Raw genomic sequence first — 12254 nt, 5'->3', positions numbered from 1 at the left:
CGAATGAATTCGGGAATTCCGGTGTGCGACCCTGCTTTTCCTGCTTTTTTATGACCTCAGGATAGACTTCCGCCCATGAAAACACTGTTACCCGTGATCCTGATGATAGTCGTCAATCTTGGAACAGGTTTCGCCCGGCAGCGGGTTACCCCCCTGCATAAAAAAGCCATCATCGTGGCGTTTGTGGACGAGGACCGTCTGAAGGCCAGCGCCGAGGGCAGAACGGCGCTGGACAACTTCAATTTTTTCCTCAATGCGATTCAGACCATCGCCAAACGGGAGTTTCCGGATATCGAGTTCAAAATACTGAAAGGCGGTGAATTGCTCCGCCTTCCCGACGGCACCGGCTTGAACGTCCAGAACCTTCAACCCTCTCTTGGTTATGTATTCTTCCAGCAAGGCAAAAAGCGGCGCATGCTCACCGGCCCTCAGTCCGATAAAGACTTTGCCTGCGCCGCGGCTGCCTTTTTCGGGCGGATCACAACCGCCTGCAGTAAATAGTTCCGGGGGGCAAATCATTCCTGCCCGAAGCCGCCCGAATTCTATAGAATTCGGGGACGGAGGCCCCCATGAGACATCTCAGATATCTGATCGCGATTGCTGCGACTCTCTTGATGGCGGCGGCAATCACGATCGTTGCGCAGTCCGGTGCGACCGCTGAACTCAAAAGCTGGACCGCTGCGGAAGACCACCAGAACATGATGGATCAGCTCGGGATTCACAAACTGCGGCCGGGCCCGAGCGGCAATGAATCGGCGCCGAATCACGCGAACTACGACGAAGCCACCGCGAACCCGTACCCGAACCTCCCCGAGGTGTTGACTCTGAAGAACGGGAAGAAAGTGACCTCGGCCGACATGTGGTGGAAGCAACGGCGTCCGGAAATCGTGGAAGACTTCGATCGCGAGGTTTTAGGACGGGTTCCCAAAAACGTGCCGCGTGTCACATGGACCGTGACGAACACCGTTGAAGGAATGGTCGGCACATACCCTGTCATCGGCAAGCAGCTTGTGGGGCACGTCGACAATTCTTCGTTTCCGGCGATCAGCGTCGACATTCAAATGACGCTGGTCACTCCCGCCGGGTCCAAGGCTCCTGTTCCGGTGATGATGATGTTCGGCGGTGGCGGCAACCTCGCTCAACTTACCGGCGCTGCTTCAAGCGGCGGACGGGGCGCTCCACCTGCCGGTTCGGATCCGCCGGCGACACAGCAACTGATTGCCGATGGCTGGGGCTATGCATCGATCAATCCGGGAAGTGTCCAGGCCGACAATGGCGCAGGCTTGACCCGAGGCATTATCGGCCTGGTTAATAAAGGCCAGCCGAGACATCCGGACGACTGGGGCTCTTTGCGCGCATGGGCCTGGGGCGCGGCGCGCGGGTTCGATTATCTCGAGACCGACAAGACAGTCAATGCAAAGAAAGTCGGCATCGAAGGCGTCTCGCGCTACGGCAAGGCCGCGCTGGTGACTATGGCCTACGACACGCGGTTCGCAGTGGTTTTGATCGGTTCTTCAGGCGAAGGCGGAGCAAAACTCCATCGCCGCAACTGGGGCGAAGCGGTGGAAAACCTGACGGGCTCCGGCGAATATCATTGGATGGCCGGAAATTTTCTGAAGTACGGCACCGAGGAAGCCGCCTTCGGCAGCAAAAACGCCGGCGATATCCCGGTCGATGCCCACGAGCTGATCGCTTTGTGCGCGCCACGTCCGACTTTCGTCAGCTATGGTGTTCCGGAAAAAGGCGACGCCAAATGGCTCGATCATCAGGGCAGCTTCATGGCGGCGATTGCCGCTCAGCCGGTGTTCCGTTTGCTCGGAGCAAAGGATCTCGGAAGATCCGACGATTACCACAAGGAAAAGATGCCGCCCGTGAACACCAGCCTGCTGGACGGCCAGCTCGCCTGGCGGCAACACGACGGTGGACACACCGACGGGCCGAATTGGAAGTACTTTATTCCGTGGGCCGACAAACTCTTGGGACGTAAATAAGACCATTGGATCATTGCATCATTGCAGATTTCTTCATTGCTTCAACCGAGGAAATGAAACAACTTTGAAATGATGCAATTTAAAATTGTGGTCTTCGTGCCGAACTGCACTGCAAGGGCTTTGGACAAAATTCGGTGAGATGGACATTCCGCGCTTTGCAAGGCGGGGTGCCCGAGCGATCAAACGTTAGAACGCTCGGGCGGGGCGGTTATCAACGAACCGCGAAGCGCACCTTATTTGTTGAAGTTACTAACCACCCCGTCTGCGCCGCAAAGGAACGGGACCTTCTTTTTGGTGGCGCAGCCACCCCTCCTTGAAAAGGAGGGGAATGTCCATCTCATCGATTTTTTGTGCAAAGCCCACTGCAAGGGATCCTTCCGCACATCGCTGAAGACGGGTTGCCCAGTTCTCGGACGGACGCTGTACACTGTCGATCTCAAACAGCTCGACGGGAGCCTTCGCCGGCTGAAGCTTTAACCCTAGCTGCTCCTCGAGCGCGACAAAGAGAGAAGGTCCGGAATTCAACGCTATCGGAGGAGCCAGGGCCGCGGGACCTGTGGATAGCGGACCATTCGTTAGAGAGTCCGGAACGAAGGTAAGATCGATGTCGAATAGTCCCGTGAGGTTCGCCTTATCGAAGACAGGACGGTTCACCTGAAGCCGCAACATCGGAACCAACCGTTCCAACGGTACTGCCTGGCCCCTCCACGCGATTCCTGAAGCACTCATTCGGCCTACAAGCTGGCCTCGAGCGAGCGACGATAAATTGGGAGGTACGAGGCCCGCGACACCATTCGGCGGAGGAGGCAGTGGAGTCTGGTCCTCGGATAACTTCATCCTGCCGTTTTTTGTGACTGTCAGGTCGTATACCAATTGCTCTCGCATCTCTCGTCGAATATTCAACTTGAACCGATCTTCCAGCATCGATTGAAGCCTCAACCGCATTTCCGCAGGTGAGATCGCTCCTTCCTGATCTTCGACCTTCGCCTGGATGTCAAAATGCGAATCATCCGCCCACGGCGGCAAGCCAACAAGTTGGCTGGAAAGAAAGGGCTCCCCGTTTGGAAGCCTGTAAGCCGTCATTATCAGAGATCGCAATGTGGTGCCTGTCGCGACAAACCTTCCGCCATCCATGGTGTAGGGTATGCCTCCGTTGCTGGAGGTATTTCCGCGAATCGACACCACTTCAAATGACGGCCTCCGCGTCTTCGGTTCCTGCGAGAGACCTGGAGTAACAAACACTGGGATGATAGTTATTTCAAAAATCAGCGCAATAAGAATGCGTCGCATCGGTTGTAGTGTGACTTCACACTGCATAATTAACAAAGAAAATAGATTCGCGGTTCGCACGACGTCATCTGATGTTGGTCTGCACCTCCCTTTATAAGGGGGACAGTATGGAGGAAACCAGCTGCGACAATTGCGGGCTGAGATCGACTGGATAATCCGGGTCGGCCTTTGACAGGTTATGCAGGCGCGCGGGAATCGCGTCGAGGTCGGCTTTGCAGCGGGCGCGGCATTGGCTGAGGGGTTCGGGAGGTGCGGTTCTCCGGCCGTTCTCCATCACTTTGTGCAGCAGGGGTTCTCCGGGAACATTCCGCTCATCGGCCAGGCCGATGATGTCGCGAGTCATCTCCCGGCCGGATCGTTCGCGATACACCTGCTTGCGGCCGGGAAGCGTCGCCTTGGATTCCGATAGCTTCATCTTGGCCTGGCCGGCGTACTCGACAAGTTTATAAGCGGTATCGAGGACGGGCACATCAGCCGACGTGGCCAGATTCCGGCCGACGCCGAATCCATCGATCGGAATGTTGCCGGTTACGATCTTCCTGATCATGTACTCATCCAGGCTGCTGCTGGCGTAAATCTTCACCTGCGTCAAGCCGGCGGCATCGAGTTGGCGCCGCACATTTCTGGCATGTTTCTCGAGATCGCCGGAATCCAGGCGGACACCGGAGACACGAAACTCCGGGCCCATTTCGCGGGCCAGGCCGATGAGGTGCTCGACGGCTTTGTCGACATCGAATGTATCGATCAGAAGAATGGCATTCGGATATGCGCGAAGGAAACGGCGGAATGCGACGGTCTCATCCTGAAAAGCCAGAATGTAGCTGTGCGCCATCGTTCCGGCGACGGGAATATCCCACATCTGGCCGGCCAGAACGCTCGACGTCGAATCGACGCCGGCGATGTAGTACGCCCTCGGCTGCTTGATCGCCGCGTCGGCGCCCTGCATCCGGCGGGCCCCGAAATCGACCACGGAACGGCCTTGTGCTGCACGCACCACGCGGGCCGATTTCGATGCGGCAAGCGTCGACATCTGTGTCTGGTTCATCAGAAAGGTTTCGACAAACTGCGCTTCACGAAGAGGCGCGACAATTTCGATAAACGGCTCGTTGGCGAACAGGACCGAGCCTTCGGCCATCGCGTAAACGTCGCCGGTGAACCGGAAACTCTTCAGGCTCTCCAGGAACGGCTCCGAAAAGCGTTTCAGCGATCGCAGAAAAGCGATCGCTTCGTCGCTGAATGAGAGTTTCTCGAGGTAGTGCAGAACATGTTCGAGGCCGCAGGCGACAAGGTAGTTCCGGCTTGGGGGCAGCCTCCGCATGAAGAGGTCGAATACGGCGGGGCCGTTCATGCCTTCATCGAAATACGACTGCAGCATCGTCAACTCGTAGAGATCCGTGAGCAGCGCCGCGTTGGAGTCGTCAACCCAGCCCGTCATGATTGCTCGAGAATCGCGCCGGCGCGCTGGATATCCTCCAGGGCGTGCCGGCCGTCGTCCGGATGGAGATCGACGGCGAGCGTCGCGTCGACGATCACATGTACTTCGAACCCTTCTCGAAGCGCGTCGAGGGAAGTTTCGCGAACGCAGTAATCCTGGGTCAAACCGCCGATCCAGACCCTTTTGGTTCCGGAGCGGTGCAGTCGTTCGCCGAGGTTCGTTCCACCGAACGCCGAGTAGCTGTCTTCATCCGCTTTTTCGGCCTTGCTGATGATCTGGGCATTTGCCGGTAATTTCAGATCGGGGTGAAAAGCCGCTCCTGCCGTGCCTTGAACGCAGTGCGGAGGCCAGGGACCGCCCCGGGCTTTGAACGAGATGTGGTCCGGGGGATGCCAGTCGCGCGAGGCATAGATGGCGACGCCAAGGCGTTGAGCTTCCTGAATCCATTGATTAAGGACAGGAACGACCTCATCACCCCGCTTGACCGCCAGAGCTCCGCCGGGGCAGAAGTCGTTCTGGACATCCACCACGAGCAGAGCATCACCGCTCTTCATGCACCCCAGTTTAGCCGCAGATGACGCGAATGACGCAGATAATGCGCCCCATCCGCGTCATCTGCGAAATCTGCGGCTAAACAACTTGCCTATCTTCTCGATATAGGCCCGGTCGCGCCGTTGGGTTGGCCGATGATGTCGCCCGAGACGATCATCTCGACTCTGCGATTAAGCTGGCGGCCGACTGCGTCGTCGTTGGAGGCGACGGGTGCAGCGGGTCCCATGCCCATCGCGGTGATCATCGAACTGTCGAGTCCCTGCTGAACCAGGAAATCGCGGACCGCATTTGCACGGCGTTCCGAGAGAATCTGATTGGTCTCGTCGGAGCCGGTGCTGTCCGTATGGCCTTCGACCTGAATCTTCAGGCCCGGATGCTGACCAATAATGGCCGATATCTTCGCCAGTTTTTCGCGGGCACCGGGTTTGAGCGTCCATCTGCCGACGTCGAAAAGAACGTCCGACATATTGACGACGAGGCCGCGCGGCGACTCGCGGGTCTCGAGAATCCGGTTGAACTGCTCGACCAGTTGTTGCCGCAGGCGCTGCTGTTCGAGCCTGGCCTGATCCGCATCCTGCCGGGCCTGATCGATTTGAGCCTGAGCCGCCTGTTGTTGCTGGGCCGCTTTGGCGGCTTCGGCGTCCGCTCTGGCGGCCGCCGCATCCGCTTCAGCCCGGGCGCGGTCGGCCTGGGCTTCAGCCGTGGCCCGGCGTTCAGCTTCCAGTTGTTGCTGTTGCTCGGCTGCCGCGCGCTGTTGTTCGGCTGCCACGCGCTGCTGCGCTGCCTCGTTCGCATCGGCTTTCGCCTGGGCTTCACGAGCGGCAGCGGCATCGCGCTCCTGTTGCAGACGCGCATCGTCCTGCCGCTTGAGCGCAATCAGGCGGGCATCCTCGGCAGCCTGCACGGCGCCGCGCGCGGTTGTCGAAACCGGTTTACTGCCCGGATCCCGGACCTGATAGCTTTCCGCCTGCTGAAGAAGACTCTCGGCTTTCGCCATGGAGTCGGCGGCGTCCTTGTCTGCGCCTGCCCAGTGCGCGATGCGAATCGCATTCTGCGCTTCATACAGATCCAGCGGTTTGTGCTTTTCCATCGGAATCGGCCTCAAGTCCGCCGGAGCCACATTAACGGTGTACTGGCCGCGATGAAGCAGCTCATATTTCGCATTGACCTGCTCGATGATGCCCTGTGTATCGGGCCTCACCAGATTTTCCATGACAACGGCATCGCTCGGCTGTGTGACGGCAAAATAGGGCTCGGCCGTGACGATCAGGCCGAAAGCTTGCAGGTCGGTTGTGACATCGAGCTTGCCGTGGCCACCATCCAGAATGACTTCGCCGAGGTTGATGGGCCGCCCTTCAGGCGTAATCGCCCACATCACGTAGGTCAGGAATTCCGGCCCGAAACGCGACGCCGGCTCCATATCCTTCATCTCGGCTTTGATTTCCATATAGCCTTTTCGTCCTTCGACCTCAATCTCACCATGCGCTGCAGGCATAAGCGGCGTGCCGCGGAAATCAAGCAGCGTGGAACCGCCACGATGACGATAGTTGACCGCTGTCGTCGACCGCTCGACGACATTGATTGAGATTTTGTAGATCGGATTGTCTCCGCTACGCTGGACCTGCACGGGCGACTGCGCCCATGCCGCGGGTCCCAGGAGCAGGGCGATCACGACCGGCAAAGTCACCCTTGAACCTCTCATCTTGCACCTCACACACTTTTGTAAGTGATTGCCTTACACAGTGCACAATGTGCACCACTCGTCTAAGGCGCTGGAGGGATGGAGCTTTCGCAAGTTGACGGGATGAAAAGTCGGGGAAAAAACACCGGCAGACTACTGGAAATTCGAAAAAGGTACCGTCGAAAGGCCTTCCTTCTTCCAGTCGCGGATTCCACAAAACTGCACCGTCTTGTAACCCGCCTGAATCAGAGCGTCAGCAGCGCGCGACGCGCGCCCGCCTCCGCCTCAATAGAAGACGATTTCGGCGTCCTTCGGAAGCTCTGTCATGCGCTTCTCGATCTGCGCCATCGGGATATGGATGGCGCCCGGGATCGCGCCGCTTTCTTTGATTTCGGAGGCGTCGCGGACATCGACCAGAACCAATTTGCCGCTATTGAGCTTCTTCTGCAGGTCGGGAATCGGAATGCGTTCTGCCATATTCCTGCATGATACATTAGCGTCACCCTCATGATTTACAACTGGATGCGGATGCTCCTGGCGATTCTGCTGGGAAATCTCATCTACTTCGCAACTCAGCCCTGGCTGCCGGAGCCGGTCCGGCACAATCTTTATCAGTTCGACGCCGGCCTGGTACTCGATTTCGGGCTCTGCACCAGCATCTACCTCTTGTTGAGAAAGATGAAATAACTGCCGGGATCAGGGCTCATGGCTCCCCGATTGCAGCCTGAATCTCCATGGAAGAAAATCCGGAAGTTGTCGTCATTACAGGCGCCTCGGCCGGCGTGGGGCGGGCAACGGCGCGGGAATTCGCGAAATACGGGTGCTCGATCGGCCTGGTCGCCCGCGGTCTGGCGGGGCTCGAAGCCGCGCGGGCCGAAATCGAATCGCTGGGAGGGCGCGCCCTGATTTTCCCGGCCGATGTTGCCGATCCCGCGCAAGTCGAGGCGGCAGCCCTTGCGGTGGAATCGGAGCTGGGACCTATCGACATCTGGATCAATAACGCAATGGTTTCTGTTTTCTCGCGATTCGACGAAATGGATGCTGCGGAATTCAAGCGGGTAACCGAAGTGACGTATCTCGGCGTTGTATACGGAACCCAGACAGCGCTGAAACGAATGATCCCGCGAAATCGTGGAACCATCGTTCAGGTAGGCTCGGCACTCGCCTATCGCAGCATTCCTTTGCAGTCCGCATATTGCGGCGCAAAACATGCGATTCGCGGATTTACGGATTCCATCCGCTCCGAATTACTGCACGATCGCATCGGAATCCATCTCACGATGGTTCAATTACCGGCAATGAATACACCGCAGTTCGACTGGGTGAAGAGCCGGCTGCCGGGGAAACCGCAGCCGGTGCCGCCGATTTTTCAGCCGGAAGTTGCGGCCAGGGGAGTCTATTGGGCAGCCCATCATCGGCGCCGCGAAGTGAACATCGGGTTCCCGACGGTGCAAGCGATCCTTGCGAACAAGCTTTTTCCCGGTTACCTCGATCGTTACCTCGCCCGCCATGGATTCGAAGCTCAGCAGACGGCGGAGCCGGCCGACCCGGCCAGCCGGGACAACCTGTGGCAACCGCTGCCAACCGATTTCGGAGCTCACGGCCGTTTCGACAGCCGCGCTCATCCACGAAGTCTGCAGTCCTGGATCACGACGCACCGAGCATGGCTCGGCTCAGGCGCTGCGATCGCAGCGGGCGTTACGGCCCTCGCATACGCCATGAAGCGGTGGAATTTGAAGCAGTGGTCGTTGGATCTGGGCCGGACGGTCTTGCGGCGGCGATCGCGGTTGCCCGCGCAGGTCATTCCGTTTGCGTCCTCGAAGCGCGGGACACCATAGGCGGCGCGCGTGTTCCAGAATCCAAGATTCTGCTTTTGGTGTTTTTGATAGTGTCAAGAAGCCGTCCGTTAAGGACTGCCGATTGACGGCCAGCGAGGGCTCTATTGATAGGAAGTTCTTTAGAGATAATAGTTTGTACAAAGGAACTCCAACTGCTACAAAGGCGCCGGAGATTTTCAGTAGAAGGTCATGAGGGCGAGTTTCCCAACACGTTTACGCAAAACCTCAAAAAAGAGGGTTTTACCGGTCCTGCACCGGTTAGCGCCCGGCCTCTTCATTCTTGCGTTTAGCATCTCTTCTTTTGCGGCTCCGACGCTGACCCTGTCGTCAGCAGCCGGCGGGATAGTAGTCGGCGGAAATGCCGGCTCGCTCGGAAACGTCAATGGGCTCGGGGTGGGAACGGTGAGCGCGGGAGTCTCGCTGGACGCATCGGGTCCGACCAATGCAGTCTTCTATTACACTCCCGTCAACGTCAGGATCTCCGGCTTAACAGGCACTGGAAAACTCACGGTAGATGACAGCAACAATTTTTCGAACACCGCGATCCTGGCCGGTTACAGCTGCGTCTCAAGCTGCACTTCATTCGCTAACTTCACCAAACTGCCAACAAGCGCCGCCGGCACGACTCTTGGCACCGGGATAGCCAACAACAGCACGGTCGAAGTCTGGGTAGGAGCGACGGTTTCCAATAAAAATGGAGCGAACGCTTTCACCGGCACGGACTCGATACAAATCAAGTTTACAGCGAAGGATAGTTCGGGCGGCAGTACGAACACGGTGACTCTCACATTGAACGTCAACATGCAGGATGCACTCGAGATGACCCTTTCCCCGGCAGCCGGTGGCCTGTCCGTTTCATTGGGCTCCGACTTCGCCATGGATTTCCAGAACGTAAATGGACTGGGCATCAATCCCGCCACAGGCCTGACGGCGGCCAGCGTATCCGGCGGATACGTCTACGTCACGCCGTACACGATCACGCCCGTCTTTGCAGGTTTCAGTCAGAACAAGGCCGCAATACAGGTCCAACTGATGACTGCTTTTATTGCGCCGACGATGATTTACCTGGAGGATGCCGCGGCCGCCGGCGGGCCTTACACTCAAATTACGACCACCGCAATATCGATCTCCGCCAACGCAAAAACCGACACCGACGTCACGCGCTATCTGGGTTTGTTTGTTTCGAACGCAAATGGCGCCGGGACATTCACCGGAACCGACAGCTCCAGTTTGAGTTACATATTGACGGCACCTTGAGATAGCTATAAACAAGAAAAATCGCAAATGCAGACGCTGCGCTCCATTCGGGCGAAATACTATGGGAAGAATGCCCCTGCGAGCACACTTGTCCAGATCGCGAACCTTGCGAACGGCGATCTGCTGATCGAAATCGAAGCGATCGCCGTCGTGCCAGAATAGAGTCCGGCAGCAGCCGCCTGGTGTTGCGCATGACTACCGAAATACTGGCTTGTTTTCACAAACAAGTACTGCCGATGGCATTTTCGGGAAGGACGCTTTAGAATCTCCCGATCACGCATTCGAGGAGAGGCCCATGTTCTTCAGATCCACGATCGTTATGCTGTTGTTCGCAATATTGCCGCTTTCGGCACAAACCCTGCCTCGCACTGCCGATGGCAAACCGAACTTACAGGGAATCTGGCAGGTTCGCAATCGCGCATCCTACGACCTGCAGGATCATGTTGCAAAGATGGGGATGCCCGCCGGAAAAGGAATCGTCGAAGGTGGAGCGATTCCATATCAATCGCAGGCTGCGGCAAAGAAACTGGAGAACTTCAACAACCGGAAAACTGCCGATCCGCTCAACAAATGCTTCATGCCCGGCGTGCCGCGCATCATGTATATGGAATTCCCCTTCCAGATTTTTCAAACCCCCGAGCACGTTGCGCTTACCTTCGAGTGGCAACAGGTTCATCGTTTGATCTACTTGAACACAAAGAAGCCTGCTCACGGCGGAGTGGATTCCTGGATGGGGGACTCGCGCGGGCACTGGGAAGGCAATACGCGGGTGGTCGAAGTCAAGGAGCAGAACGACCAGACCTGGCTGGACATGGCCGGTGATTTTCACAGCGAGGATATGCTCGTCGTCGAACGCTATACCCTGCGTGACCCCGACACCATTGACTATGAGGCCACTCTCACGGACCCGAAGACCTTCACCAGACCGTGGAAGATCAGCATGCCGCTCATTCGTCAAAAGGAAATTCCCCGCCTTCTCGAATATCAGTGTCAGGCGGAAGTTGAGGAAGCCAACGGAGACTTTGAACCCGGACCGCGGACCTGGTATTCGCCGGATAAGCCGATGCCTCCTCCATTCACCGCCGTGTCTACGGCACCCCCTCTTCCACCGGTCGGCACCGACATTCGCCGGACGGCAGACGGGAAACCGGATCTGACAGGTTTTTACAACCAGCCCGGAAACGGCGCCAACTATGGTCTGGAACGGGCCCGAGGCGTCATTATTGATCCTCCGGGAGGAAAGCTCCCCTACCAGGACTGGGCCAGGGCGGAACACGATGACCGGAACCTTCCCCAGCGTGGATACGACGATCCGACAGCGCACTGCATCGTTGCCGGAGTCCCGCGATCGCACTATGTGCCCTCCCCGATCCAGATCATTCAACCGCCCGGCTATGTGGTTGTGCTATCCGAACGCATGTCCTGGCGGCAGATCTTTTTGGATGGCCGTGCTCACCTTCCCGATAACGTTCGCCTGTGGCAGGGCGACTCGGTGGGCCACTGGGAAGGCGACGTATTGGTGGTGGATTCCACCAACTTCAACGGAAAAACCTGGTTGAACGAAGCCGGTGACGTCGTCAGCTATGCGGAACACGTCGTCGAGCAGTTCGTTCCCGTCAGCGCGGATAAAATCATGTACAGGGCGACCGTGTACGACCCGATAGCGTATACTCAGCCGTGGACGATCCAGATTCCGCTGAATCGGCAGCCGGACGAACTTCTCGAAGTTGCCTGCCATGAAGACAATGGAGACCTGGAGCACCTCAAGGCGGTCAAAGATGCATTCCGCGCTCAACAGAAAAAGGAGAAATAGATTCATGAAGATCAAAACCGTAAGCGCAATCTCCACCGTTGTCATCGTCATCATCTTGCTGGCAAGCACGGCTTTCGCACATCACTCGTTCACGGCAGAATACGATCGGAATAAGCCTGTCAAGCTTGTGGGCAAGGTCACGATGATGAAATTTGCCAACCCTCATGCCTGGCTCTACCTCGATGTGGAGACCAACGGGAAAATTGTAAACTGGGCGCTCGAAACCGGCCCGGGCAATGCCCTGATCCGTCGCGGATGGAGAAAAGAAGATCTTAAGTTCGGCACGGTACTGCACGTGGACGCATACCAGGCGCGTAACGGCAGTCCCACCGCCAACGTGACCAGCGTCACATTCGAAGACGGAAAGAAACTGTTTGCCGGTTCCTCCAGCGGGGAC

12 protein-coding genes and 1 pseudogene are annotated in these 12254 nt (G+C 57.5%); 8 read left to right on the top strand and 5 right to left on the bottom strand.

All coding sequences use genetic code 11. The annotated features are described in order from the left end of the window. The first annotated feature begins 75 nt into the window (after positions 1-75). Positions 76-501 (top strand): hypothetical protein, encoded by a 426-nt coding sequence (locus tag VGK48_15065; protein ID HEY2382494.1) that lies wholly within the window; start codon positions 76-78, stop codon positions 499-501. Between the two features lie 113 nt (positions 502-614). Further along, positions 615-1991, top strand: a complete 1377-nt coding sequence (locus VGK48_15060; protein HEY2382493.1) for an acetylxylan esterase — start codon at positions 615-617, stop codon at positions 1989-1991. 249 nt (positions 1992-2240) lie between these two features. Here the strand turns inward: VGK48_15060 and VGK48_15055 are convergent, their stop codons facing one another. The 5 genes from VGK48_15055 to VGK48_15035 all read right to left on the bottom strand — a co-directional run bounded on the left by VGK48_15055 (position 2241) and on the right by VGK48_15035 (position 7426). Beyond that, positions 2241-3281: a TIGR03435 family protein gene (locus VGK48_15055; GenBank protein ID HEY2382492.1), complete on the bottom strand. Its 1041-nt coding sequence runs from the start codon at positions 3279-3281 to the stop codon at positions 2241-2243. Positions 3282-3372: 91 nt separating this feature from the next. Next, positions 3373-4716, bottom strand: a complete 1344-nt coding sequence (locus VGK48_15050) for a nicotinate phosphoribosyltransferase (GenBank protein ID HEY2382491.1) — start codon at positions 4714-4716, stop codon at positions 3373-3375. Further along, positions 4713-5270, bottom strand: a complete 558-nt coding sequence (locus VGK48_15045; protein HEY2382490.1) for a nicotinamidase — start codon at positions 5268-5270, stop codon at positions 4713-4715. The genes VGK48_15050 and VGK48_15045 overlap by 4 nt, the downstream gene beginning before the upstream one ends. Positions 5271-5359: 89 nt before the next feature. Next, entirely contained in the window at positions 5360-6970 is a 1611-nt protein-coding gene (locus VGK48_15040; GenBank protein HEY2382489.1) for an OmpA family protein, read from the bottom strand. A 264-nt stretch (positions 6971-7234) separates the two neighbouring features. Continuing rightward, positions 7235-7426 (bottom strand): rhodanese-like domain-containing protein, encoded by a 192-nt coding sequence (locus VGK48_15035; protein HEY2382488.1) that lies wholly within the window; start codon positions 7424-7426, stop codon positions 7235-7237. A gap of 30 nt (positions 7427-7456) precedes the next feature. On the opposite strand from VGK48_15035, the gene VGK48_15030 reads away from it, so the two are divergent. The 6 genes and pseudogenes from VGK48_15030 to VGK48_15005 form a co-directional block, all read left to right on the top strand. Continuing rightward, entirely contained in the window at positions 7457-7636 is a 180-nt protein-coding gene (locus tag VGK48_15030; protein HEY2382487.1) for a hypothetical protein, read from the top strand. A gap of 47 nt (positions 7637-7683) precedes the next feature. Next, the gene (locus VGK48_15025) at positions 7684-8787 is read left to right on the top strand and encodes an SDR family oxidoreductase (GenBank protein HEY2382486.1); all 1104 of its coding nucleotides are present in this window, start codon (positions 7684-7686) and stop codon (positions 8785-8787) included. Positions 8788-8976: 189 nt separating this feature from the next. Next, positions 8977-10044, top strand: a complete 1068-nt coding sequence (locus tag VGK48_15020; GenBank protein ID HEY2382485.1) for a hypothetical protein — start codon at positions 8977-8979, stop codon at positions 10042-10044. An 18-nt stretch (positions 10045-10062) separates the two neighbouring features. Next, positions 10063-10206: pseudogene (locus VGK48_15015) on the top strand (RidA family protein). A gap of 133 nt (positions 10207-10339) precedes the next feature. Beyond that, positions 10340-11857 (top strand): hypothetical protein, encoded by a 1518-nt coding sequence (locus VGK48_15010; GenBank protein HEY2382484.1) that lies wholly within the window; start codon positions 10340-10342, stop codon positions 11855-11857. A gap of 4 nt (positions 11858-11861) precedes the next feature. Continuing rightward, positions 11862-12254: DUF6152 family protein (locus VGK48_15005; protein ID HEY2382483.1), on the top strand; the 393-nt coding region annotated here is incomplete at its 3' end.

This window comes from Terriglobia bacterium, from assembly GCA_036496425.1.
Lineage (GTDB): Bacteria > Acidobacteriota > Terriglobia > 20CM-2-55-15 > 20CM-2-55-15 > 20CM-2-55-15.
This window is presented reverse-complemented; position numbering and strand designations above follow the sequence as displayed.